The following is a 23425-nucleotide window of genomic DNA, read 5'->3' as shown; positions in this document are numbered from 1 at the left end:
TGGCGCGCCGTTCCGGTGGATGACAACATGGCTCAGATCAACAAGCTCGGTGTGATCGGCGCGGGACAGATGGGCAACGGCATCGCGCATGTTGCCGCCCTGGCCGGGCTCGACGTGGTGCTCAACGACGTCACCTCCGACCGGTTGAAATCGGGCATGGCGACAATCAATGGCAACCTGACCCGCCAGGTGGCCAAGAAGGTCATTTCCGACGAGGCGCGCAGCAAGGCGCTGAACCATATCTCGCTCGCCGACAGCCTCGACGGCCTCGCCGATTGCGATCTGGTCATCGAGACCGCGATCGAAAAGGAAGACGTCAAGCGCAAGATCTTCCATGACCTCTGCGCGGTCCTGAAGCCGGAGGCGCTGATCGCCTCCAACACCTCGTCGATCTCGATCACGCGGCTTGCCGCCTGCACCGACCGGCCCGAGCGCTTCATCGGCATTCATTTCATGAATCCGGTTCCGCTGATGGAGCTGGTTGAGCTCATCCGCGGCATCGCCACCGACGACACGACCTTCGAGGCGGCCAAGGAGTTCGTCGGCCGGCTCGGCAAGCAGATCGCGGTGTCCGAGGACTTCCCGGCGTTCATCGTCAACCGCATCCTGCTGCCGATGATCAACGAGGCGATCTACACGCTGTATGAGGGCGTCGGCAATGTCGAGGCGATCGATGCGGCGATGAAGCTCGGCGCGCATCATCCGATGGGCCCGCTGGAGCTGGCCGATTTCATCGGCCTCGATACCTGCCTGTCGATCATGCAGGTGCTGCATGAGGGGCTGGCGGATTCCAAGTACCGGCCGTGCCCGCTGCTGGTGAAATATGTCGAGGCCGGCTGGCTCGGCCGCAAGACGCAGCGCGGCTTCTACGATTATCGCGGGCCCAAGCCGGTCCCGACGCGCTGACCGCACAACCCCGCGTTGGATAGGCCAATCGATACGCTTCGTTAAGGCTGCCGGGTTAGAGTGCCCGTAACGAGGGTATAAGCGTATGGATATGAGCTTGGTGGCTGCGGCCCTGGCGCAGCAGGCGAGTGCAACTCAGCAGCAGGTCGCCACGACTGTGCTGAAGCAGAACCTGAATGCGCAGAAGGATGCCGTCCTGACCCTGCTCGGTGGTGCGCAGCAGACGCTGTCGCTCGCCAATGTCGGCCCCGGCGTCGGCGGCAATCTCAACATCGCCGCCTGAGCTCGATTCAGCCAACCAATCAGTTGCTCGTCATGCCGGAACAAGCTCGGCGATGACGACCTGGGAATGGCCTCGCGCAAAAGGCCGAGTGTCAGAGTCCTGCCGCCGCCTTCGCCGTGATGGCCTGGATCAGCTTGACCGCATCGGCACTGTCCCATTCGGCGGGGCCTGCGATGGTCGCGATCTCGCAGCCATGGCCGTCGACCAGCACCGAGGTTGGCATGCCCAAGGCGCGGCCCACGGCCTTCAGGTCCTGGAACACCTTGGCCTTCTGGTCGCTGAAATAGGCCAGCTGCGTCAGCTTGGCCTCGGTCAGGAAGGCCTTCGGCTTCTCCGGGTCGCGGGTGTCGATGTTGACCGCGACCACCTGGAAGGCGTCGCTGCCGAGCTTGGCCTGCAGCCCGTCCAGCGCCGGCATCTCCTTGCGGCACGGCACGCACCAGGTCGCCCACAGGTTCAATAGCACCGTCCTGCCGCGGAAGTCGGACAGTTTCTTCGGCGCGCCCGTCCCATCCTCGAAAGCGAGATCCGGCAACCGCAGCGGCGCGGTGGCCGGCGTCAGCGCCGCGACCTCGCCCTTGATCAGCGGCGCGATCCGCTTGGCGGTCGCGACCGCCGCCTCGCAGGCCTGGTCGCCCGCCGGACGGCCCTTCAGCAGCCCGCCAAACGCCATGGCCGCCACACCGGCGACGGCGACCACCGTGATGGCGGCTGCGGCCAGCAGCGTTTTCCGCGATCCAGCGGGGCGGGCAGGGGACGGCTCTGGCTTATCGTTTGTCATCTCGGGTCGGTTGCGGCTATCAGAGGCGCGAATTTGCGGGGCACTGCACGATGTGTCCCATCCTTTGGCGATCAGCAAGGCTTAAGAGCGGCAGGCATGAGCAACAAGATGTGGGGTGGCCGGTTCTCGGAGCGTCCCGACGAGATCATGGAGGACATCAACGTCTCGATCGACGTCGATCGCCACCTCTACGCGCAGGATATTGCCGCCTCCAAGGCGCACGCCGCCATGCTCGCCGCCCAAGGCATCATCACCGCGAGTGATGCGAAAAATATCGGCAAGGGTCTAGACACGATCCTGTCAGAGATCACCAAGGGGGCGTTCGAGTTCAAGCGGGCGCTCGAGGACATTCACATGAATGTCGAGAGCCGGCTCGGCGAGCTGATCGGCCCGGCCGCCGGCCGCCTGCACACCGCGCGCTCGCGCAACGACCAGGTCGCGACCGATTTCCGCCTGTACGTGCGCGACACGATCGACGACATCGACGCCGCGCTGGCCGCCTATCAGCACGCGCTGGCGTCTCGCGCGCTCGACCATGCCGGCACCGTGATGCCCGGCTTCACCCATCTGCAGACGGCACAGCCGGTCACCTTCGGCCACCATCTGCTGGCCTATGTCGAGATGGCCGGCCGCGACCGCGGCCGCTTTGCCGATGCCCGCAAGCGGCTCAATGAATCCCCGCTCGGCGCCGCCGCGCTGGCCGGCACCTCGTTCCCGATCGACCGCCACGCCACAGCGGAGGCGCTCGGCTTCGAGCGCCCGATGGCCAATTCGCTCGACGCCGTCTCCGACCGCGATTTCGTGCTGGAAACGCTCTCCGCCGCCTCGATCTGCGCCGTGCATCTGTCGCGCTTCGCCGAGGAGATCGTGATCTGGACCTCGCCTTTGGTCGGCCTGATCAAGCTGTCGGACAAGTTCACCACCGGCTCCTCGATTATGCCGCAGAAGCGCAATCCGGACGCCGCCGAGCTGGTGCGCGCCAAGACCGGCCGGGTGATCGGCGCGCTGAACGCGCTCCTGATCGTGATGAAGGGCCTGCCGCTCGCCTATCAGAAGGACATGCAGGAGGATAAGCAGGGTGCGATGGAGGCTTTTGCCGCGCTGTCGCTCGCCATCCGCGCCATGACCGGCATGGCGCTCGATCTGGTACCGGACGAGGCCCGCATGAAGGCCGCCGCCGGCGAGGGCTATGCCACCGCCACCGACCTCGCCGACTGGCTGGTGCGCACGCTGAAGATGCCGTTCCGCGAGGCCCATCACGTCACCGGGCGGATCGTGGCGCTGGCGTCGAAGCAGGGCGTCGCCTTGCACGAGCTGCCGCTATCGGCGATGCAGCAGGTCGAGCCGAAGATCACGGCCGACGTGCTCGGCGTGCTCTCGGTGGAGTCGTCGGTGAAGAGCCGCACCAGCTTCGGCGGCACCGCGCCGAAGAACGTCGCGAGCCAGGCCAAGGGCTGGCTGAAGCGGCTGGAAAAACAGCGAAAGTAGGGCCGCTGTCCGAAATTTGACCGGACCGGCGTGGCTCCCCGGCACTCGCCACGTCCGGTCAATCTCTGTATGGTGCAGCCCGCATGGGGATCTCACACGTGAATCGCAGTCGCCGTCCGATGTCCAAAGCCTGGCCTCTCCTTGTGGTCGGGGCCGCCGCCCTGTCGCTCGCCGCCTGCGGGCGCAAGGGCCCGTTGGACCTGCCAGCGAACTCGCCGCCCGCGCCGCAAATGTCGGCTGCCCCCGCCGACACCGCGACCGAGACCGCCAACAAGCCGGGCCTGTTCAACTCCGGCTACGGCACCGACGCCGGCCCCGCCGCCTCCCGCGGCACCAAGAAACCCTTCATCCTCGACCCGCTGCTGGACAGCAAATAGGGGCAAACTCCGCTCGATCCGCCGTCGCTGCCACCCTCCCCTGGAGGGGCAGGGTCGCCTTGCGTGGAGCGCAGCGAGACGCGAGGCGGGGTGATCTCTCCACGGCCACCGCCTTCGCGGCATCACCTCACCCCGGCGCATGCCGCTGACGCGCCGTGCCCCGACCCTCCCTCTCCAGGGGGAGGGGGTGGCCGCGTCAATTGACAATCCGCCCCATTTCCCGGCAATTCGCCGCCACAATCACTCCATCTCGCAGCCCCGCGCGCGGACCAGACCCATGAACCATTTCGACTACCGCGACGGCGTGCTGCACGCCGAGGCCGTCAATCTCGCCGGGCTCGCCGCCCAGGTCGGCACGCCGTTCTACTGCTACTCCACCGCCACTTTGGAGCGGCACTATCGCGTGTTCGCCGAGGCCTTCACCGGCCAGGACGTGCTGATCTGCTACGCGATGAAGGCCAATTCCAACCAGTCGGTGCTGCGCACCCTGGCCAAGCTCGGCGCCGGCGCCGACGTCGTCTCCGGCGGCGAACTGAAGCGCGCGCTGGCGGCCGGCATCCCCGCGCGCAAGATCGTGTTCTCCGGCGTCGGCAAGACCGAGGCCGAGCTGCGCGCCGCGCTCGCGGCCGACATCCACTGCCTCAATATCGAGTCCGAGCCGGAGCTCGACCTCCTGGCGCGGCTTGCCAATGAGACTGGCCACACCGCGCGCATCTCGGTGCGCGTCAATCCGGACGTCGATGCCGGCACGCACGCCAAGATCTCGACCGGCAAGTCGGAGAACAAATTCGGCATTCCCTTGGAGCACGCCCGCAAGGTCTACGCCCGCGCCGCCAAGATGAAGGGCATCGAGGTCACCGGCGTCGACGTCCATATCGGCAGCCAGATCACCGATCTCGGCCCTATGGAGACCGCGTTCCGCATCCTCGCCGAGTTCGTGCAGACGCTGCGCGCCGACGGCCACACGATCAGCCACGTCGATTTCGGCGGCGGCCTCGGCATCCCCTATCACATGGACCGCGCGGTGCCGCCGGAGCCCGCCGCCTATGCCGCGATGGTCAAGCGCGTCAGCCACAATCTCGGCTGCACGCTGATGTTCGAGCCCGGCCGCATGATCGTCGGCAATGCCGGCATCCTGGTCGCCAAGGTGATCTATGTGAAGCATGGCGAAGCCAAGAACTTCGTCATCATCGACGCCGCGATGAACGATCTGATCCGCCCGACGCTCTACGAGGCGCATCACGATATCCTGCCCGTGATCCAGCCCGCGCCGAACGCGCCCGCATTCGTGGCCGACGTTGTCGGCCCGGTCTGCGAAAGCGGCGACTACCTCGCGCTCGACCGCACGCTGCCCGAACCTGCGCCCGGCGACCTCCTCGCCATCATGACCGCGGGTGCCTACGGCGCCGTGCAGGCCTGCACCTACAACACCCGCGCTTTGGTACCGGAGGTTCTGGTCAAGGGCGACCAGTCCGCCGTGATCCGCCCGCGCATCGAGGTCGAGCAGCTGATCGCGATGGATACGCCGGCGCCGTGGCTGTGAGTGCGATCAATCGAACAGATCGGGCCTGATCTCGCGCGAGTGGTGCAGGATCACGCGGATCACAACGCCGTCTGGATCTTCGGTATAGAACACGATATGCGCCTGGAACCGAAACCTCCGGTGCCCGGGCGCGATATCGCTCACGCTGGCACCGATCCGCGGAAAATTCGCCAGCAGATCGAACGTGCGCTCAAGGCCCGCGTGATAGGCGTCGGCTTGGTACGTACCGAAGGTGCTGTTCGTATAGTCGTAGATATCAAGCAGATCAGCCTTGGCACGGGCTGAGAGCTTGAACTCAGCCGCGGCGAGCCGCGACGCGCCGTTGTGCCTCGGCGCGAATATCGCTCATGGTCGAGCTGGTGATACGCTGGCAATCGGGATGCTGCAGCACTTCGCGGTAGCGCGCGAGCTGCTCCTCGCGGCTCAAAGCCCGCCATTCGGCAAGCTCGGCTTCGCTCGGCGGCAGCGCGGAAGGCATCGCACGGGTGGTTGCATCAGTCATACCCGCAAAATAACACGGGTCACCGGCACATGCGAGGGGGTGTTCCGGTCTGTCGCTTGGCGACAAGCGGACCCAGGCCAAAGGCCCAGGACCTCGCGGCGACATTGGAGGATTGAGGATGAAATCAGCAAGCTCAAGACATTCGATGCCGCTGAGCACCTCCGTACGCCGGCCGCCCGAGCGGAGGATCTCAACCTCGTGCTCGCCGACGGTGATCCCGCCGAGGTCCGCGACGCCCTCGACCTCGTCGCCCGGGCGCAGGGCATGAGCCAGGTTGCCGAGTCCGCCGGCGTGACGCGGCAAGGGCTCTACAAGACCCTCGGCGAGAACGGCAATCCGGAGTTCGCGACCGTCCTGCGGATCATCACCGCGACGGGAATCCGGTTGACGGCCGAGCCGGCCGGCGCCAAGCCGAAGACGAAAGCCGCGGCGTCGCGGTGACGATCTCCGGCTGAAGCGCAGCTCAGTCGCGCGTCTCATGCAGCGCCGCAACTCCGCATTCCCTTCACCATGAGGACCCCCCATGAGCATTCGCGTCGGCATCGTCGGGATCAGCGGTTTTGGCGGCGGCGAGGCGATGCGCCTGGTCGCGGGGCATCCCTCGTTCGAACTGGTCTACGCCGCGGGCGAGGGCAGCGCCGGCCAGCGGCTGGCGGAGCGCTTCCCCGGCGTGCCGGCCAAGCTCGCCGATCTCGTGATCGAGAAATGGGACCCCGCGCGCCTGCCGTCCCTCGACGTGCTGTTCGCCTCGCTCCCCACCGGCGCCTCGAGAGATGCACTGGCGCGCGTGCCTGATGACGTGAAGATCGTCGACATCGGCGGCGACCACCGCTACGTCGACGGCTGGACCTACGGCCTCGCCGACGTCTGGCCCAAGGAGATCGCAGGCAAGACCCGCATCGCCAACCCCGGCTGCTTCCCGGCGGCGGCGCTGACCCCGCTGGCGCCGCTGCTGGCCGACAAGCTGATTTCGCCCGACACCATCGTGATCGACGCCAAGACCGGCATCTCCGGCGCCGGCCGCGGCGGCGGCACAGGCTTCGGCTACGCCGAGAGCAACGAGAACCTGATCCCCTACGGCCTGCTCAAACACGTCCACATGCCCGAGATCGAGCGCAGCATCGCGCGGATCAGCGGCGGCAGCGCTGCCGGCCTCGTGTTCACGCCGCATCTCGTGCCGATGACCCGCGGCATTCTCGCCACCATCTACGCTCGCGGCCGCGCCACCACCGCGCAGTGCCTCGACGCCGCCCGCCGCTTCTATCGTGCCAGCGCCTTCGTCCGCGTCACCGACAAGCCGCCGCAGACCAAATGGGCCACCGGCTCCAACCTCGCCTTCGTCAGCTACGCCGCCGACCCCGAGCGCAACCTGGTGATCGCGCTGGGCGTCGTCGACAATCTCGGCAAGGGCGCGGCCGGGCAGGCGGTGCAGAATGCGAACCTGATGTGCGGATTGCCTGAGACCGCGGGGCTGGAGGGGGTGCCGGTCTGGCCGTGAGGTCGGCCGCGATTGTCACAGCAGCGGGAGACGGAACGGGTGATCAAACGGCGCCTCTCCTCAGCGTTTGATCCGCTGCACCGTCACCGTGGTCCCCACTCAGAAGCCCGTCGAGAGCGCGACCTCGCGCCATCGGGCGATGATGGCGGCGTCGGAGGCGTGCTTCGCCTCGATCGCCGCGACGGTGTCGGCCCCCAGTGGTAACCGCACCGGCGGATCGGGCTCGCCGGCGAAGTCGACGAGCACCCGCGCGAGCTTGTCGGGATCGCCGGGCTGGGCGCCGTTGACGGTGCCGGCGTTCGCGCGGACACGACCTGCCGTCGCGCTGTAATCGGGGATCACGATGCGGCTGACCTTCAACGACGAGGCGTCCATGAAGTCGGTCCGGAAGTAGCCCGGCTCGATCGCCGTCACATGGATGCCGAGCGGCTTGAGCTCGGCGCGCATCGCCTCCGACAACGCCTCGACGGCGAACTTGGTCGCGCCATAGACGCCGAAGCCGGCCGAGCCGCGATAGCCGCCGATCGACGAGATGTTGAGGATGCGGCCGGACCGTGCCTTGCGCATGTGGGGCAGAATGGCGCGGGTGACGGCCAGGAGCCCGAACACGTTGGTGCGGAAGACGGCCTCGATCTCCTCTTGGCTGGCTTCCTCGACCGCGCCCATCAGGCCGAAGCCGGCGTTGTTGAGGAGCACGTCGATCCTGCCGAAGCGGTCGATCGCCGCCTGCGCCGCCGCGACCGCCTCGCTCTCCCTGGTCACGTCGAGCGCGAGGGCCAGGAGGTCGGGATGCGCCCCGATGCGATCGACGATCGCCTTCGGATTGCGGGCGGTCGCCACGACGGCGTCGCCTCTGTCCAGCGCCCGCTGCGCCACCAGCGCGCCGAAGCCGCGCGAGGCCCCTGTGATGAACCAGACTCTCATCGGACTATTCCTCGATATTGCCGTTGCGTGTGAGGCTCGGGGGTCGCGCCGGCTCATGCCGCCGCGATGTCGATGGCGATCTTGCCGGTGCCGCCCGTCTTGAGCGCGTCATAGGCCGCACCGACGTCCTCGAGGGCGAACCGGCGCGAGTCGAGCAGCGGCGTGAGCTTGCCGGATTCCACCAGCTGTGCGGCCTGGGCGAGGATCTCGCCGTGATGCCGCCGTCCCTTGCCGTCGAGCAGCGGCAGCAGTGTGAAGACGCCGGAATAGGTGCCGCCCTTGAACGACAGCGGCGCCAGCGGATGGGTGCCCCAGCCCAGCGACGAGGTGACATGGCCGAACCGCGCGACCGCGGCGAAGGCGGTGTCGAGCGCGCCGACCGTGTCGTAGACGATGTCGAAGCCGCGGCCCGCCGTGATGCGCGCGACGGCGTCGGCGATCGGTTCGTTGCGGTCGATGAAAACCGCGCCCAGGCGCTCGATCACTGGCCGGCTCTCTGGACGTCCCGTTGCGAAAACCGTTGCGCCGAAGGCGAGGCCGAGCTGGACGACGATGTGACCGACACCGCCGGCGCCGCCCAGGACGAGCAGCGTCTGTCCCGGCCGGATGCCGACGCGATCGACCAGGCCTTCCCAGGCCGTGATCGTCACCAGCGGCAGGACGGCCGCCTCGCGCATGCTGAGGTTCGCCGGCTTGGCCGCGAGCAGATCCGCGTCGGCGCTGACATATTCGGCCAGCGTTCCCGGGTGGCCGCCGACTCCGCCGACCATGCCGTAGACCTCGTCGCCCGGACGAAACCGGGTGACGCCTTCGCCTGTGGCTTCGACCGTGCCGGCCATGTCCAGGCCGAGGATGGCGGGAGCCGGTTGCCTGGCATGCGCGGCCTGGCCGGCATGGATCTTGGTATCGAGCGGGTTGGTGCCGGCCGCGGCGATGCGGACGAGGACCTCGCCGCGTCCCGGCGCGGGGCGGCTGATCGCGGTGACGCGCAGCGGCGCGCCGGTTTCGTGGAGAATGGCAGCCTTCATCGAAATGGTCATGGCGACCTCCTGCTGTGATGGAGGCATCATCGGCCGTCGTGCCATGAATGGACATCATCGACTTCGTATGTAATCCATTCAGTTTTGAATGGGCGTCTGGTGTCCGTCGCCCCCGTCGTCGAAAGGCCTTGCATGGAGTGGAGCGACCTGCGGATCTTCCTCGCCATCGCGCGCGAGGGCACGCTCGGCGCGGCCGCGCGCCGGCTCGGCCTGTCGCAGCCGACCATGGGACGCCGCCTGGCGGCGCTCGAAGCGGCCGTGAGCCAGACGTTGTTTCAGCGCACGGCCGAAGGCTTCGTGCTGACTCACGAGGGCACGGCGGTGTTGGCCCACGCCGAGCGGATGGAGGAGGAGGCGCTCGCCTTCGAGCGGCGCCTGGCGGGCGCGCAGGCGCAGCTCGACGGTTTTCTCCGGATCTCGTCGTCGGATTGGTTCGGCCGCCTGATGCTGGCGCCGGTTCTGGCCGAATTCGGCCGGCTGCACCCGCGCGTCTGTGTCGAGCTCTTGACCGACGCGCGGCTCTACAGTCTTCCCCGCCGCGAGGCCGATCTCGTGTTTCGCATCCGCGCGTTCGACGAGTCGGAGGTGATCTCGCGCCGGCTCCTGCATATCCCCTATGCCGTGTATGGCCCGCTCGACGGCCCGCGGCGTGTCGAGGGCGATGGCCAGGGGATCAGGGTTGTCACCATGGACACGGCTTTCGCCGACATGCCCGATGCGCGCTGGCTGGCGAAGCGACTGCCGAAGGCCGAGGTCGCGATGCGCAGCAACAACCGCGACGTTCAGGCCATGCTATCAGCGCAAGGCGCGGGGCTCGCCGTGCTGCCCCGGCCGCTCGGCGACGCGACGCCGGGCCTGCGGCCCGTCGACATCGGCGAGCAGCCGCCGGGGCGGGACACCTATGTCGGCTATCACCGCGATCTGCGCCGGCTCGCCCGGCTGCGGGCGCTGCTCGACCTCGTCATCTCGCAACTGGCGTCCGCGTGAGATACGTTTGACGCTGCGGCGCTCTCGATCTCGTCGGCGCTCCGGATCTCGTCCCCCGCGTGCCTCGAGTTTGTGCAGTGTCACCGTAATCCTGTGGTGATGCTGGAGTGCGCCGCCGATAGCAGCCGCCTCCCTTGTTGTCGTGGACCCGAGCGGTCGCGAACCGTCAAAGAGACCATTGAGATAAGGTGCGTTTTGCTGTTCTCAGGCGTATCCTGAGCGGCTATGAGCAGCTTGCAAGATCCTTCATACCTCATCGACAATGCGTCGCGCCGCGTCGCCAGATGCGCATGGCTCCTCAACTGCGGCTTCTTTGCCGTTGGCGCCTGCGTTTCGACTTTCGTCTATGTCTCAGGGCGCGTAGGCGACGAGGTCGTTCGTATGAACCGCACGGGGCAGGTCTCGACCGAAAGTGCGGCCTCGGCCCTATTCTCCCTTCCATTCTTCCAGCTGATTTTGTTCATGCTTCCGCTGCTGATAGACGTGAGGTGGGAGCCGTTCCGGCGATTTGTTCGCAGCTCCCACCAATTTCAGATTTCAAGAGATCCGAAGTATCAGAAACTGGATCCCCAATTCGTCTATTACGGCATCTGCTTCATCTTCGCATTGTGCGGATGTGTTGCTCTCGTGCTGGCGCTCTCCGAAGCGATGAGCACCTATGCTGGCAGCTTGAGCAAGGTTCGATGATTGCATGTCTGAGTTGAGCGATCGCGTCAGTTTTATGCAGTTACCGTAATCCGTCAGCGGCCGCCTGCGCCAAATCGCGAGTATGAAGCAGCGGCACCGTGACTTCCTGGTTTTGCCCTCCTGGTAGCGCCCGAGGCACTCGCGGGATGCCGACTTACGCTTGTCAGGTCGGCTTGGATGACAGCCCGTTAGAGAGAGCGATTCTCTACGGGGCCGCTGAGTTGTTTGGCCGTCGCGGCGTTACGGCGATATATCGCCAGCAACCCGCGAATGGTGAGGTCGGGATCGAAGTGATCTATCGCGTCGGTGACGCCGTGAAACAACGATGCGACGCCTCCGGTTGCGACGACCGTCATTGTTTGCTTCCGCTCAGTCTTGATGCGTGCGATCATTCCCTCGATCAGGGCGACGTGTCCCCAGAAAATGCCCGATTGCATGGCACAAACCGTGTCATCGCCCACCACCCGGCTTGGCTTTTGCAGAGCAATCCTGGGAAGCTTCGCGGCGGCGGCATGTAGCGCTTCCATCGAGAGGTGAACCCCCGGCGCGATAACGCCTCCCTCGAAGCTGCCGTCCCTCCCGATCACATCCAGCGTGATGGCGGTCCCACTGTCGACGATGATCAATGGCCCCGGGTAGAGATCGAGGGCGCCAAGCGCATTGACCAGTCGATCAGATCCGACCTCTGAGGGCTTGCTGATCCGGACCTCGATGCCTGCCTCGGCATTTTCACCCACGATCAACGGCTCGATGTGCAAATAACGGCGGGACAGATTTCGCAGGTTAAAGATCGATTGCGGTACTACGCTCGATATCACGCATGCACTCAAAAAGCTGAGCTTAAGCCGGTGCATTTCCATCAGCTGCGACAGCCACACCACGTATTCATCGGCTGTACGGGTTGGCTCAGTGGCCGATCGCCATTGGGCAATCCACTGATGGCCGTCATGGATTGCGAAGAGGCTGTTCGTATTTCCCTGCTCAATTGCCAGAAGCATCGATGAAGCCCCAGGTTTTCGATGTTCTCGTCGAGGATTAGCTTTGCCGCGAATGCCGGCGATGCCGCAGTGGCCTTGTGCCAGCAACGCGCAAAGCGATCACTGCTGCAAGTGGAGGTGCGCCTGCAATCAATCCGGAAGACAAGGACGTCGCCCATCCGTCGCCGTTTGAGCCAAGAATTGCGAGCAACTCCGTGACCAGTCCGACGAAGGAAAACGTCAGCACGGAGATCGCATCGCGCGCAGTCGCTGCGTCCGACAGGTTTGACGCGTCGGGTGAATGAGAGGGCGAGAGCAAGGCGATATTGGTGGGCATAGCAGTGCCTCATGTCTATTCAGCATGGCCTAGGCTAGACCCTTTCGAAAATCGGCGGTATCTATGACCTGCGGCAGACAGTCTTCCTAAATTCGGAAGGATCAAGATGGACTCACTCGCTGCGATGGCGACTTTCGTCCGAGTGGTCGATGCCGGAAGCTTGTCCGCAGCGGCCAGGTCACTTCCGAGTTCGCTCACCTCTGTGAGCCGACAGATTTCTGAATTGGAACAGCATTTCGGGACGCGGCTGCTGTTGCGCACCACGCGGCGCCTGGCGCTGACCGAAGATGGACGAATTCTCTATGAGCGGGCGAAGTCGATCCTGACGGAATTCAAGGAAATCGAATCCACATTGTCGCGCCGGGATCATCAGCCGACCGGACGTCTTCGCGTCAGTGCACCGACCCTGATCGGCCGTTTGCTGATTGCGCCGCTGCTAGATGACTTCCTGCACCGCTTCCCGTCGCTCTCCGTCGACCTGCTGCTGGTCGACCGTGTCGTCGACCTGGTCGAGGAAGATATTCATCTCTCGCTCCGTGTCGGGCATCTGCCGGATTCCCGATTGGTTGCACGAAAGATTGCGGATCTACAGATGGTCCTATGCGCTTCGCCAGCCTATTTGGCACGTCGCGGGACCCCGCAATCGCCAGCCGATCTGGAACATCATGATTGTCTGGTGTTCTCGGGCACGCCTGGCGCCGCGGTCTGGCGCTTCAAGCTAGATCAGGACGCGGAATATAGGATCCGCCTCTACGGGCGGATCTGGGTCAACAGTCTCGATGCGCTCGTCACCATGGCAAAGCATGGCGCGGGTATCGTGCGGGTGCCATCATGGCAAGTTGGAGCAGATCTCGCCGGGGGACATTTGCAACGCATCCTCCGCAGACACGAGCCCGCGCCGACCCCGCTGCATCTTCTGTTTCAACCGTCCCGTTTGCCTTCGACGAAGACCCGCGCGTTTGCAGACTTTCTCGTCGATCACTGGCTCAAGCGCGATCCGTTTGTCGCAGGCGTCGACGGTCATGAAGAGAATTGACCTGGCAACTCGCAAGCTAAGTCGATGACGGTGATGGCGCCGTTTCGGAGTTTCGTTGCCAGTGCGCTCAATTGAGGCGCAAACCGATGATGCTCAGGCCGGAGTGACTTAATAGAGACCGCACGGATGGTACGCAGGCGTGTACGCAGAAATTAGATGCACGGTCACCGTAATACGCACCGTAATGCGGGCTGATCGTCCGCCCGCGCGGTCAATCCGTGACGTTCCTTTGGCCGCAATACAAGACCGGCATCGAGGTTTGTCTCGTCAATCGCGAGGGGCGGAAAGCCTACTTTCCACCGGTGCAAGAGGTCGTTGACCGGCCGATGTTCTATGCACCAATCATGGGATGCGCATGATGGCGGGCGGTTCATGGCCATAGACTTCCGGTGGGGTGAGGCATGTCCCTTTCCAGGCTCGACCGGAAATCGGTCGTGAAAGCATCTAAGGGAAGATTCGAACGATTGCAGGCCCGGAGTCGAGAGAGCGCAGGGGTTACATGCTCAATATGCTTACCTTGGGGCGTCCAGTGGCGTATATAGAGGGTATGTCAATTTAGGTTTGGTAAGTTTCGCCCTGGCTTGCGCTCTTAGGGAAGATCCTTTGTGGATGTCGGCGATGTACGCTCGATTTCGACGCGGGCTATATCGGCCTATTGTCGCCCTGAACATTAATGCTCCTTTGTTCCAAACAACAACTGTGAAGGGGTGCAGTTCGGCCTCATCGGTTTGCAAAGTGCCGATATTCTCTCTTGATAGGTTGAGCGGTCGACGTCGCCGTCAGGATATGAACTGTCCCAATGATACGGGTACCGATCTCGTAGAAGATAATCCAATAGGTCAGGTTGAATTGTGTCGGCATCCCACCATTTTGTCTGGATAAAGTAGGGGATTTCCCCGTAAATTCTTGGAGTAATTTTCGCATGATCAAGCGTAACCCAAGAAAATTCGACGCCGCTAAGATCAAAGCTCGAAAAATCGACGTTAGAAAGGTCTGCTTCGTCCAGTCGAAGTCCCTTTAACGAAATCGTCTCTTTCGACGGCTGGGACCCTACAGGGAATGTAGTCCGCATCCAGGTTGCAATCATTTCAGACAAGAATTGCGTCTCAGAGATCAAATTACGTGCAATCTCCTTTAACTCTAGTAGTCGGGCCATTTCAATTGATGTTAAACCAGCGTCTCGTATGGCTTTTTCGGTTACTTCCTGAGCGCAAAAACTTCCATCTAGATCCAAGTTGAGTTTCGCTCTCTGCCCTTCCTCTAAGCGTTGATAGAATACTCGGCAATTTTCGTCGTTCAGCCGAAGACTGTTACGCAGAATTCGTCCTACGTCTACAGCATCTTCTATATTGTCCGAGTTGATCTCAACAAATGTCATATTGAACAGATCTTTGAATCCTAGAACATTAGCCATGTTGCCCATCAAGCGCTTCGCGACTTCGCTTGCTTGCGCGCCAACTATGGGTGACGAAAAAAAAGATCTCAGTCGGGGTGCGAACGTTGGATCAGATTGAATTGTTGCTGATGAGGTCCTTAGATTATCAAGAAATTCGCGCCACTGCATTGATTCGTTCTGGCGGCGTGCTTCATATATCTGAGATTCGTTTAGCTGATGCGTTTCCTTGAGCTGAAAATACTGCACGAGAATCGTGACAAGCACGGTTAGCATCGAGACGATCGGAACGAGCGCTGCGAATATCACTTTTTTCTGTTCGAAGCGTTGCTGAGTTCTGGCATCAATCGCCGCTTTTTCAGCCTCCGAGAGAGCTTTTGCGGTCGTCGCGGCTTTACCTATATCATCAGGCAAAGTTGCATCGCTCTTTGCAAGAGTGGCGGCGAGCAACGATCTGAGATCGGAAATCAGCTTGAGATCGCTATTTGAGTCGTATGTTGCCATTCTAAATCCTCAGTAAGGTGAGTGATGAATTTTAACCGGGACATAGAAACTACGGTGACAGTGCATAAAATCGGCCGGTGAATAGAAATTTCGTGCACTGTCACTGTAATTCGAGCCTCGTGCGACCCGCAAAGTGAAAGATAGCCGATCCTGATTGTGCCTGCCCACACTAGGCTCTAATGCAATTTCCGCTACGCCGCCCGGCGGCGGAGTTGGTAAATGAGGAGACATCCTCGCACATCTCATCCTTGCTGTCCCTAGACAGGGCGGGGGATACCTTTGATCGAGGTTTGAGCTCTCCTCAATGCCGTAGTAATGAGGCTAATTTTCAAGAACAGGTCACTGGCTGGCATGCGGTTTGGTAACTTGCCAGCTCGTGGTCTCTATCGCGCTTGCGATTGAGTCGAAACGTTCTGAGCAATCGTCACCCCAGCTGAAGACATAAAGTCTTTCAGGGCTTGATATTGCAGCCGATACAGCTCCTTCTGAAAATCTTTGGGTCGGAAGACAAATCCCAGCTCGCTGACCTCCTGCTTTCCGTCCTCACGATAGAAGAGCGGGGAGATTAGGGCGAGGAGCTTCTTTGCTGTATCAAGCTGTTGTTGGTCGTTTCGTGTGAACGCGTTGAATGTGAATAAAGCAATTGCACGGAGCCCTCACGTGCACGTCAGCGAGAAGGTCATGGCTCGATAATGCAGATAAAGTAGCAATATGAATTTCAGGGATAGCGACTTCGCTGTAAGCGAGAGTTGTCTCTGGAGAGTAATCAAGCGGCGTACTTCTCGCAAGCCGCAGGCCGGTATAATCCCAAGCTTTTAGACTTTCGCGTAGCGCACACTATGGTGCGCGCAAGCGCATTTCCGACTTACGGGATGCGGGAGTCGTGCGGCCGGCTCGTCAGTCTAGCCGCACGCGGGTGGCGAAGTCCGGCACGTCAAGACATCGAGGGTCCCATAGTTAGCCCGTGTCCTAGCGTGCGAACCGCGATCGATAACGTTTCGGCGTGCTCCTCCTGCACCAGTTGGCATGATCGAATCCGGAGCATCATCGGTGCGACATGCTCTGACGCAGGAGTTACCCAAATTTTCGCTTGCGCTTTATCCGAAATCGTGCTCTACTCCCCGCATCCCGTCCCGCTGAGGGGGCGCTTCGCGATCGTCACGGACGTCGGGTGCGGGATGCGGTGGGCGCATTGGGGCGCAGCGTGGGCTTGCTCGCGCGGACGAACGATCCCGGTGCGACGAGGAAGTCGCGTGGTTCTGGCATCGCGGTGCTGATGCCAAGCGGCCGATGACGAGTCGGCTGCGACGGGGGCAAGACAGCCGTTCCCCGGGAAGAGCGCGTATAAATCGTAACACCATCGCGCAGGGAAGGCCGGAAGTGTCGGCCGAACCTGTGGTGACTGCCGCCTGCTTTTCTTTCTGCAGGCGGGCCATGGGAGAGGCCAGCTCCCGACCTTCCCTGCGCCCTCTTGTTTCCGGAGGGAGAGACCTGTTCGCAAAGCTCGGGCGAGACCACGCCGCGAGAACCGATGTGCATGCGAGATCGAAGCTGCAGGCGCGGTTCCGGTGGCGACGTCGGCCTCACCCATTCGCGCAGGTTCTCACAAATGAAGAACCGCGTGATCGGCAGTTGGGCCTCGCCCTTCGAGATGCCCGCCTGCGGCGGGCTCCTCAGGGTGAGGAGCGAAGGTTGGACCCCGAACGTGACACATGCAGATCGAAGCCGGCGCGCTCGTCACCAGGGGCAGGTAGTCACGGCCGACGGGCCGCGCCGACTCCACGGCCAAACCCTCATGGTGAGGAGCGCCGCTTGCGGCGCGTCTCGAACCATGAGGCCCGCCAGCGCGCCCCCCGTAGCTTTCCGGGAACCCGTTCGGTCACACTCCCGTGTGGACGGCCTGGGATGGCATGAAAGTGGCTGGGGAACGGGTGCCTCACCGGCGCCTTTGTGTTAGCGTCTAGGTCCGGGCAACCTGGAGACATCGTTGAGCGGCGAGACCCCCGAGCCGGCGCGGCCGGCAAGCAGCACCCCCGATGGGCTGGCCAACGATGGCCTTGCGCGGCTCAAGCTGACGCAGGCGCTCAAGCGGGCCCGTCTCGCTATCGCCTGGGAGCGTGGCTGGCCGCATCTGGCGCGGCTGCTCACGGTGATCGGCCTGTTCCTGATCGTGTCCTGGGCCGGCCTCTGGCTCGGCCTGCCATTCGCCGCCCGCGCCGTCGGCATCGTGCTGTTTCTGCTGCTTCTGGTCGGCGCGGCGCTGCCGATGCTGCGCTATCGCTGGCCGACCCGCGACGAGGGCCTGACGCGGCTCGATCGCGGCTCCGGCATCGCCCACCGTCCCGCCACGGCGCTCAGCGACACGCTGTCGAGCCGGGATCCGATCGCACAGGCGCTGTGGCAGGCGCAGCGCGAGCGCACGCTCGCCTCGGTCAAGCGCATCCGCGCCGGCACGCCGCGGCCGCGGCTGTCGCTGCACGATCCCTGGGCGGTGCGCGCGCTGGTCATCGTGCTGCTGGTCGCGACCTATTTTGCCGCCGGCGATGAACGCCGGATCCGCATCGCCTCGGCGTTCGATTGGAACGGCGTGATGACGCCGGTCACGATCCGGGTCGATGCCTGGATCAAGCCGCCGCTCTACACCGCCAAGCCGCCGATCATTCTCTCCGCCGCCAACAAGGAAGGCGCGGTGCCGGCCAACGGTCCGATCGTGGTGCCGGCCGGCAGCACGCTCATCATCCGCTCCAGCGGCGGCAATCTCGACGTGGTGACCAGCGGCGGCGTCGCCGAAGCCGCGCCCGGCGAGATCGCGGCCGGCGAGGCCGCGCCGAAGGGCGCGACCGAACGGCATTTCACCATCAAGGCCGACGGCACCGCCCATGTGCGCGCGCCTTCGGGCCAGCCGCAATGGGTGTTCGCGGCGACGCCGGACCGGCCGCCGGTGATCAGCATGGCCAAGGACCCCGAGCGACAGGCGCGCGGCTCGCTGAAACTGTCCTACAAGCTCGAGGATGATTACGGCGTCACCGAAGCGCGGGCCCAGATCGTCGCGCGTCCCGCCGAGAGCAAGCCGGCCGACGGCAAGGCGTCCGAGGGCAAGGCGCCCGACAGCACGGCGAATGCGGCGGCAGCGCGGCCGTTGTTCCAGCCGCCGGAGTTTCCGCTGGTGCTGCCGAACGCCCGCACCCGCAACGGGGTCGGCCAGACCGTCAAGGATCTCAGCGAGGATCCCTATGCCGGCGCCGACGTCGCGATCACGCTGACGGCCAAGGACGAGGCCGGCAATGAGGGCAAGAGCGAGCCGTTCGAGACCAAGCTGCCGGAGCGGCTGTTCACCAAGCCGTTGGCGCGGGCGCTGATCGAGCAGCGCCGTGTCCTGGCGCTCGACGCCAACCGCAACAGTGAGGTGTTCACGGCGCTCGACGCGCTGGCGATCGCGCCGGAGCTGTTCACGCCGGAGCCCGGCCAGTATCTCGGCCTGCGCTCGGTGACGCGCCAGCTCGAGGCGGCGCGCACCGACGACGCGCTGCGCGAGGTCGTGGCCAGCCTGTGGGCGCTCGCGGTCACCATCGAGGACGGCAACATCTCCGATGTCGACAAGGCGCTGCGCGCCGCGCAGGACGCGCTCAAGCAGGCCTTGGAGCGTGGCGCCAGCGACGAGGAGATCAAGAAGCTCGCCGAGGATCTGCGCCGGGCGATGGACAATTACATGCGCCAGCTCGCCGAGCAGCTGCGCAACAATCCGCAGATGGCGCAGCGGCCGCTCGATCAGAACACCAAGATGCTGCGCCAGCAGGACCTGCAGAACATGATCGACCGCATGGAGCGGCTGTCGCGGCAGGGCGACAAAGAGGGCGCGCGCGAGCTGCTCGAACAGCTGCAGCAGATGCTGGAGAATCTGCAGATGGCGCAGCCCAACCAGGGCGGCGACAACGACATGGAGCAGGCGCTCAACGAGCTCGGCGACATGATCCGCAAGCAGCAGCAGCTCCGCGACAAGACCTTCAAGCAGGGCCAGGATTCGCGGCGCGACCGCAACCGCGGTAAACAGCAGCAGGGCGACCAGGACCAGAGCATGGGCGACCTGCAGCAGGATCAGCAGGCGCTGCGCGACCGCCTCAAGCAGCTGCAGGAGCAGCTCGCCAAGCGCGGCATGGGCCAGAAGGGCGAAAAGGGCCAGAAGGGGCAGCAAGGCCAGAAGGGACAGCCGGGTCAGCAAGGCGAGCAGGGCGATCAAGGCGACCAGGGGGATGCCGGCGACGGCCTCGACGAGGCCGATGGCGCGATGGGCGATGCCGGCAGCCAGCTCGGCGACAACAATGCCGATGGCGCGGTGGAATCGCAGGGCAAGGCGCTGGACGCGCTGCGCAAGGGCGCGCAGAGCCTGGCCGATGCGATGCAGCAGGGCGACGGCGACCAGCCGGGCCAGGGCGCGCGTGACGGCCGCGGCCGGCAGGCCAACAGCCCGACGGATCCGCTCGGCCGGCCGCTGCCGAACACCCGCGACATCGACGATTTCTCGCAGAAGATTCCCGGCGAGATCGACGTCCAGCGCGTCCGCCGCATTCTCGAGGAGTTGCGCCGCCGTCTCGCCGATCCGTCGCGGCCGCAGGTCGAGCTCGATTACATCGAGCGGCTGCTGAAGGATTATTGAGGCCGTCTCCGGCGCGCGGCCGGAGGTCCGCGCCGGCGTCAGTAGCGCTTCTCGGACAGGATCCGCGCGGCATGCTGCAGCCGTCCGACCGAGCGCTCGGTGTCGGTCAGGGCGCAGCAGCTGACCAGCGTGTCGATGATCGCAAGCTGCGCGACGCGGCTGCTCATCGCCTCCGGCCGGTAGCGGGTCTCGTTCGCGACCGTGTACAGCAGCACCTCGCAATGCGCCGCGAGCGGCGACTTGCCGAGTCGGGTGATGCCGATGGTCCGTGCGCCGGCGGCCTGCGCCAGCCGCGTCGCCAGCACGGTCTCGACCGTGCTGCCGGAATGCGACACGGTGACCGTCGCGACACCGGGCCCGGTCATCCCGGCGCTGACCGCCTGCACATGGGAATCGACGATGGCATTGGCCGCGAGCCCGAGCTGCAGCAGCCGATAGGACAGGTCCTGCGCGATCGGCGCCGAGCTGCCGATGCCATAGATCTCGATCCGCTGCGCCTCGCGCAGCAGCCTGGTCGCCTCCGCCAGCGCCTCCATCGACAGCAGGCGGCGCGTCTCCTGCAGCGAGGCGGCATGGGCGGCGAAGATGTGGTCGGTCACCGTCGCCGGATCGTCGCCCCGATGCAGGTCTTCCTGGATCAGGCGGACCGGCTCGATCAGATCACGCGCCAGCATGATCTTGAGCTCCTGGAAGCCGCGCACCCCGACGCGGCGGCAGAACGACACGATCGTGCCCTCGCTGACATCGCAGGCTTCGGCGACCTCGGTGATCGACTTGTGGACGAACGGCTCGGGTTGCGCGGCGATCAGCTCGGCGATCTGCCTCGCCTTCGGCGGCAGCTCGGGCAGCAACTCGCGGATGCGCGACAGGATGCCGTTCACCGATGGTGCTGAATTGAACGTCGACCCCACCATTCTCGCCTCGCTCTCCATGCCACCATTGTTCTATCGGAGACTGAGAAAATCTCATCCAGAATCATTTTCTAAATAAATTTTTCACAGCAACGTCAAGTCACACTGCTACGCCTCGGCTGTTCTCGAACGGAGGGCGGTCATTCCCGTCGTCCAGAATCCGTTGTCCCAGGGATTTCATAGGGCCGAAACGACATGACAACACGTCGCGATTTTCTCGCAGGCGCCACGGCGGCAGCTGCCTTCGCCAGTATCCGTCAGGCATTGGCCATTCCGGCGCGGCGCCGGACCGGCACCATCCAGGACGTCAAGCATGTGGTGATCCTGATGCAGGAGAACCGCTCCTTCGACCACTATTTCGGCACGCTGCGCGGTGTGCGCGGCTTTGGTGATCGTTTCCCGATTCCGCTCGAGAGCGGCAAGCCGGTGTGGTTCCAGTCCGACGGCACCCGCGAGATTCCGCCCTATCACCGCGACTCCGCCACCTCCAACGCGCTGGTCGGCTACGGCACGCCGCATTCCTTCGGCGACAGCCAGGCCGCCTGGAACCAGGGCAAGATGGGCTATTGGGCGAAGTACAAGACGCCCTATGCGATGGGCTATTTCGGCCGCGACGACATTCCGTTCCAGTTCGCGCTCGCCGAGGCGTTCACGATCTGCGACGCCTATCACGCCTCGATCACCACCGGCACCGACCCGAACCGCATCGTGTTCTGGTCCGGCTCCAACTTCAACCCGGCGCTGCGCGCCCAGGGCATCAACTGCACCACGAACGACGCCGAGCCCAACAATCTGCGTTGCTGGCCGAATCCGCATAATTGGGTGGCCGGCCAGCCGCAGCCGCAGGCTACTTACAAATATGTCGGCAGCGACTTCAACTGGGACACGCTGCCGGATCTCTTGAACAAGGCCGGCGTCAGCTGGCACATCTATCAGGACATGAACGACAACTGGACCGGCGCGATGCATGGCTGCCTGGCCTTCTCCAGTTTCCGCCACGCCCAGCCCGGCGATCCGAACTACGTGCACGGCCTGACCGGCGGTCCGGACTATCTCGATCGCCTCAAGGCCGACGTGATGGCCGGCACCCTGCCGCAAGTGTCGTGGATCCTGCCGACCCAGGCCAATTCCGAGCACCCTGGCGGCGGCAGCCCGACCCGTGCCGGCAATTTCACCGACCAGGTGCTGGAAGCGCTGACGGCCAATCCCGAGGTCTGGAGCCAGACCGTCTTCTTCCTCACCTTCGACGAGAATGACGGCTTCTTCGATCATCTGCCGGCGCCGGCGGTGCCGTCCTACGACGCGAGCGGCAAGCTGATGGGCAAGGCGACCTTGCCGCTCGACGGCGAGTATTTCTCCAACACCGTCGGCAACGTCCTGACGGCGGCGGATAGGATCAGCGGCAACATCCGGCCCTGGGGCCTGTCGGCGCGCGTGCCGATGTATGTGGTGTCGCCGTGGAGCAAGGGCGGCTGGGTCAACTCGCAGGTGTTCGACCACACCTCGGTCGGCCGCTTCCTGGAGAAGCGCTTCGGCATCAAGGTCGAGGCCATCAGCCCGTGGCATCGCGCCGTGTCCGGCGATCTCACCTCGGCGTTCGACTTCGCCAGCCCCAACGATCCGTGCTTCCCGGAACTGCCCGACCAGAGCAATTGGCAGGAGTCGGACGCGCATCAGAAGACCTTGCCGGCGCCGGTCGCGCCCGCCACGCCGCAGCCGCTGTTCCAGGAAACCGGCGTGCGCTATTCGCGCCCGCTGCCCTACATCCTGCACGCCACGTCGAAGGTCGATCCGGCCGGCGGCAAGGTGAAGCTCTTGTTCGCCAACACCGGCTTCGCCGGAGCGGTGTTCCACGTCTACGACAAGCTGCATCTCGACCTCATTCCGCGGCGCTACACGGTCGAGGCCGGCAAGATGCTCGACGACGAATGGAGCGTCGGCAATGATGGGCTGTATGATCTCTGGGTGCTCGGCCCGAACGGCTTCCACCGTCATTTCAAGGGCGACCTCGGCAAGGTGAAGCAGGCGCACGCCGCCAATCCCGAGATCTTCGTCGGCTACAACGTCCATGATGGCGGCCTGCACATGCAACTGCGCAACGACGGCCATGGTCACCTGCACTTCACGGTGCAGTCCAACGAGATCTACGGGCCGCTGCGCGCGGTCACCGCTGCAATCTCGGCTGCGCTGGAGCCGCAATGCCCCGGCTTCGGTCCGCAGCCCGGCTTCCATCCGGTGGGCTTCGGCGCGGTGCCCGGCTTCCGTCCGGCTCCCGACTTCGATGCGCCGGGCTTCGGCTTCGGTGCGCCGAGCTTCTTCCCCGGACCCAGCCATGGCGGTGCCGCCACGGAGTGGGAGCTCAAAGTGTCCGGGCCGGGGCGCCCGAAGGAGCTGTACTGGCATCTGCGCAAGTCGGGCCTGTGGTACGATTTCGTCGTCACCAGCGACAGCGACGACAGCTTCTATCGCCGCGTCGCAGGCCACGTCGAGACCGGCCGGCCGTCGTTCAGCGACCCCGGCATGGCGCTGGATGATTGCTTCTGACAAGCACATCCTAGGCCGTTGGGAAGGGCGCCTGCGGGCGCCCTTTTCATGTG

General features: G+C 64.3%; 21 protein-coding genes. 12 read left to right on the top strand and 9 right to left on the bottom strand.

Annotated elements, in window-relative coordinates:
• Positions 1 to 27: 27 nt before the first annotated feature.
• Together HL671_RS29910 and HL671_RS29905 are read left to right on the top strand one after the other, a co-directional pair.
• Positions 28 to 906, top strand: coding sequence for a 3-hydroxybutyryl-CoA dehydrogenase (locus HL671_RS29910; protein ID WP_012041437.1), 879 nt, complete (start codon positions 28 to 30; stop codon positions 904 to 906).
• 85 nt (positions 907 to 991) lie between these two features.
• Positions 992 to 1189, top strand: a complete 198-nt coding sequence (locus HL671_RS29905) for a putative motility protein (protein WP_012041438.1) — start codon at positions 992 to 994, stop codon at positions 1187 to 1189.
• A 91-nt stretch (positions 1190 to 1280) separates the two neighbouring features.
• On the opposite strand, the gene tlpA is transcribed toward HL671_RS29905, so the two are convergent.
• Positions 1281 to 1970, bottom strand: coding sequence for a thiol:disulfide interchange protein TlpA (tlpA, locus tag HL671_RS29900; protein WP_172241293.1), 690 nt, complete (start codon positions 1968 to 1970; stop codon positions 1281 to 1283).
• A 96-nt stretch (positions 1971 to 2066) separates the two neighbouring features.
• On the opposite strand from tlpA, the gene argH reads away from it, so the two are divergent.
• From argH to lysA, 3 genes are all read left to right on the top strand, one after another.
• A complete protein-coding gene (gene argH / locus HL671_RS29895) occupies positions 2067 to 3458 on the top strand; it encodes an argininosuccinate lyase (RefSeq protein ID WP_012041440.1) in 1392 nt (463 codons plus the stop codon).
• Between the two features lie 83 nt (positions 3459 to 3541).
• Positions 3542 to 3835 carry an LPS translocon maturation chaperone LptM gene (gene lptM, locus HL671_RS29890; protein WP_172241290.1) on the top strand — a complete coding sequence of 98 codons (294 nt, stop codon included), beginning with the start codon at positions 3542 to 3544 and terminating at the stop codon, positions 3833 to 3835.
• 277 nt (positions 3836 to 4112) lie between these two features.
• Positions 4113 to 5378: a diaminopimelate decarboxylase gene (gene lysA / locus HL671_RS29885; RefSeq protein ID WP_172241287.1), complete on the top strand. Its 1266-nt coding sequence runs from the start codon at positions 4113 to 4115 to the stop codon at positions 5376 to 5378.
• Between the two features lie 6 nt (positions 5379 to 5384).
• On the opposite strand, the gene HL671_RS29880 is transcribed toward lysA, so the two are convergent.
• The gene (locus tag HL671_RS29880; RefSeq protein WP_312010767.1) at positions 5385 to 5633 is read right to left on the bottom strand and encodes a type II toxin-antitoxin system RelE/ParE family toxin; all 249 of its coding nucleotides are present in this window, start codon (positions 5631 to 5633) and stop codon (positions 5385 to 5387) included.
• Between the two features lie 40 nt (positions 5634 to 5673).
• On the bottom strand, positions 5674 to 5856 hold the full coding sequence (locus HL671_RS29875; protein WP_012041444.1) for a hypothetical protein: 183 nt from the start codon (positions 5854 to 5856) through the stop codon (positions 5674 to 5676).
• 63 nt (positions 5857 to 5919) lie between these two features.
• Here HL671_RS29875 and HL671_RS29870 point away from each other — a divergent pair, with 63 nt between their 5' ends.
• Entirely contained in the window at positions 5920 to 6321 is a 402-nt protein-coding gene (locus HL671_RS29870; RefSeq protein ID WP_012041445.1) for an addiction module antidote protein, read from the top strand.
• Positions 6322 to 6403: 82 nt separating this feature from the next.
• Positions 6404 to 7378 carry an N-acetyl-gamma-glutamyl-phosphate reductase gene (gene argC / locus HL671_RS29865; protein WP_172241284.1) on the top strand — a complete coding sequence of 325 codons (975 nt, stop codon included), beginning with the start codon at positions 6404 to 6406 and terminating at the stop codon, positions 7376 to 7378.
• A gap of 99 nt (positions 7379 to 7477) precedes the next feature.
• Here the strand turns inward: argC and HL671_RS29860 are convergent, their stop codons facing one another.
• Together HL671_RS29860 and HL671_RS29855 are read right to left on the bottom strand one after the other, a co-directional pair.
• Entirely contained in the window at positions 7478 to 8302 is an 825-nt protein-coding gene (locus HL671_RS29860) for an SDR family NAD(P)-dependent oxidoreductase (protein ID WP_172241281.1), read from the bottom strand.
• 53 nt (positions 8303 to 8355) lie between these two features.
• Positions 8356 to 9342, bottom strand: coding sequence for a zinc-dependent alcohol dehydrogenase family protein (locus HL671_RS29855; RefSeq protein ID WP_172241278.1), 987 nt, complete (start codon positions 9340 to 9342; stop codon positions 8356 to 8358).
• A 132-nt stretch (positions 9343 to 9474) separates the two neighbouring features.
• Between HL671_RS29855 and HL671_RS29850 the strand changes: the two genes are divergently transcribed.
• Positions 9475 to 10329 carry a LysR family transcriptional regulator gene (locus HL671_RS29850; protein WP_172241274.1) on the top strand — a complete coding sequence of 285 codons (855 nt, stop codon included), beginning with the start codon at positions 9475 to 9477 and terminating at the stop codon, positions 10327 to 10329.
• Positions 10330 to 10554: 225 nt separating this feature from the next.
• Positions 10555 to 11016: a hypothetical protein gene (locus HL671_RS29845; protein WP_172241271.1), complete on the top strand. Its 462-nt coding sequence runs from the start codon at positions 10555 to 10557 to the stop codon at positions 11014 to 11016.
• 188 nt (positions 11017 to 11204) lie between these two features.
• Here the strand turns inward: HL671_RS29845 and HL671_RS29840 are convergent, their stop codons facing one another.
• Both HL671_RS29840 and HL671_RS29835 read right to left on the bottom strand, forming a co-directional pair.
• Positions 11205 to 12014, bottom strand: coding sequence for a type III pantothenate kinase (locus HL671_RS29840; protein WP_172241269.1), 810 nt, complete (start codon positions 12012 to 12014; stop codon positions 11205 to 11207).
• Between the two features lie 37 nt (positions 12015 to 12051).
• Complete coding sequence (locus HL671_RS29835; RefSeq protein WP_172241266.1) at positions 12052 to 12330, bottom strand: hypothetical protein; 279 nt, start codon at positions 12328 to 12330, stop codon at positions 12052 to 12054.
• Between the two features lie 106 nt (positions 12331 to 12436).
• On the opposite strand from HL671_RS29835, the gene HL671_RS29830 reads away from it, so the two are divergent.
• Complete coding sequence (locus tag HL671_RS29830) at positions 12437 to 13366, top strand: LysR family transcriptional regulator (RefSeq protein ID WP_172241263.1); 930 nt, start codon at positions 12437 to 12439, stop codon at positions 13364 to 13366.
• Between the two features lie 670 nt (positions 13367 to 14036).
• On the opposite strand, the gene HL671_RS29825 is transcribed toward HL671_RS29830, so the two are convergent.
• On the bottom strand, positions 14037 to 15263 hold the full coding sequence (locus HL671_RS29825; protein ID WP_172241260.1) for a hypothetical protein: 1227 nt from the start codon (positions 15261 to 15263) through the stop codon (positions 14037 to 14039).
• Positions 15264 to 17250: 1987 nt separating this feature from the next.
• Here HL671_RS29825 and HL671_RS29820 point away from each other — a divergent pair.
• Positions 17251 to 19917 carry a TIGR02302 family protein gene (locus HL671_RS29820; RefSeq protein ID WP_172241257.1) on the top strand — a complete coding sequence of 889 codons (2667 nt, stop codon included), beginning with the start codon at positions 17251 to 17253 and terminating at the stop codon, positions 19915 to 19917.
• Between the two features lie 38 nt (positions 19918 to 19955).
• Here the strand turns inward: HL671_RS29820 and HL671_RS29815 are convergent, their stop codons facing one another.
• The gene (locus HL671_RS29815) at positions 19956 to 20831 is read right to left on the bottom strand and encodes a MurR/RpiR family transcriptional regulator (RefSeq protein ID WP_083780607.1); all 876 of its coding nucleotides are present in this window, start codon (positions 20829 to 20831) and stop codon (positions 19956 to 19958) included.
• Positions 20832 to 21023: 192 nt separating this feature from the next.
• Here HL671_RS29815 and HL671_RS29810 point away from each other — a divergent pair, with 192 nt between their 5' ends.
• Positions 21024 to 23372, top strand: coding sequence for a phosphocholine-specific phospholipase C (locus HL671_RS29810; RefSeq protein WP_172241254.1), 2349 nt, complete (start codon positions 21024 to 21026; stop codon positions 23370 to 23372).
• The last annotated feature ends 53 nt before the right edge of the window (positions 23373 to 23425 follow it).

Origin of the sequence: Bradyrhizobium denitrificans, from assembly GCF_013179005.1 — a bacterium.
In the GTDB taxonomy this organism is placed as follows: domain Bacteria; phylum Pseudomonadota; class Alphaproteobacteria; order Rhizobiales; family Xanthobacteraceae; genus Bradyrhizobium; species Bradyrhizobium denitrificans.
This window is presented reverse-complemented; position numbering and strand designations above follow the sequence as displayed.

Bases quoted from the DNA above. Each gene is read 5' to 3' on its own strand.
- HL671_RS29830 (WP_172241263.1), top strand. From the start codon at position 12,437: ATGGACTCACTCGCTGCGATGGCGACTTTCGTCCGAGTGGTCGATGCC.
- HL671_RS29910 (WP_012041437.1), top strand. From the start codon at position 28: ATGGCTCAGATCAACAAGCTCGGTGTGATCGGCGCGGGACAGATGGGC.
- argC (WP_172241284.1), top strand. From the start codon at position 6,404: ATGAGCATTCGCGTCGGCATCGTCGGGATCAGCGGTTTTGGCGGCGGC.
- HL671_RS29855 (WP_172241278.1), bottom strand. From the start codon at position 9,342: ATGACCATTTCGATGAAGGCTGCCATTCTCCACGAAACCGGCGCGCCG.
- HL671_RS29860 (WP_172241281.1), bottom strand. From the start codon at position 8,302: ATGAGAGTCTGGTTCATCACAGGGGCCTCGCGCGGCTTCGGCGCGCTG.
- HL671_RS29905 (WP_012041438.1), top strand. From the start codon at position 992: ATGGATATGAGCTTGGTGGCTGCGGCCCTGGCGCAGCAGGCGAGTGCA.
- HL671_RS29845 (WP_172241271.1), top strand. From the start codon at position 10,555: ATGAGCAGCTTGCAAGATCCTTCATACCTCATCGACAATGCGTCGCGC.
- HL671_RS29815 (WP_083780607.1), bottom strand. From the start codon at position 20,831: ATGGTGGGGTCGACGTTCAATTCAGCACCATCGGTGAACGGCATCCTG.
- tlpA (WP_172241293.1), bottom strand. From the start codon at position 1,970: ATGACAAACGATAAGCCAGAGCCGTCCCCTGCCCGCCCCGCTGGATCG.
- HL671_RS29835 (WP_172241266.1), bottom strand. From the start codon at position 12,330: ATGCCCACCAATATCGCCTTGCTCTCGCCCTCTCATTCACCCGACGCG.
- HL671_RS29850 (WP_172241274.1), top strand. From the start codon at position 9,475: ATGGAGTGGAGCGACCTGCGGATCTTCCTCGCCATCGCGCGCGAGGGC.
- HL671_RS29840 (WP_172241269.1), bottom strand. From the start codon at position 12,014: ATGCTTCTGGCAATTGAGCAGGGAAATACGAACAGCCTCTTCGCAATC.
- HL671_RS29875 (WP_012041444.1), bottom strand. From the start codon at position 5,856: ATGCCTTCCGCGCTGCCGCCGAGCGAAGCCGAGCTTGCCGAATGGCGG.
- lptM (WP_172241290.1), top strand. From the start codon at position 3,542: ATGGGGATCTCACACGTGAATCGCAGTCGCCGTCCGATGTCCAAAGCC.
- argH (WP_012041440.1), top strand. From the start codon at position 2,067: ATGAGCAACAAGATGTGGGGTGGCCGGTTCTCGGAGCGTCCCGACGAG.
- lysA (WP_172241287.1), top strand. From the start codon at position 4,113: ATGAACCATTTCGACTACCGCGACGGCGTGCTGCACGCCGAGGCCGTC.
- HL671_RS29810 (WP_172241254.1), top strand. From the start codon at position 21,024: ATGACAACACGTCGCGATTTTCTCGCAGGCGCCACGGCGGCAGCTGCC.
- HL671_RS29825 (WP_172241260.1), bottom strand. From the start codon at position 15,263: ATGGCAACATACGACTCAAATAGCGATCTCAAGCTGATTTCCGATCTC.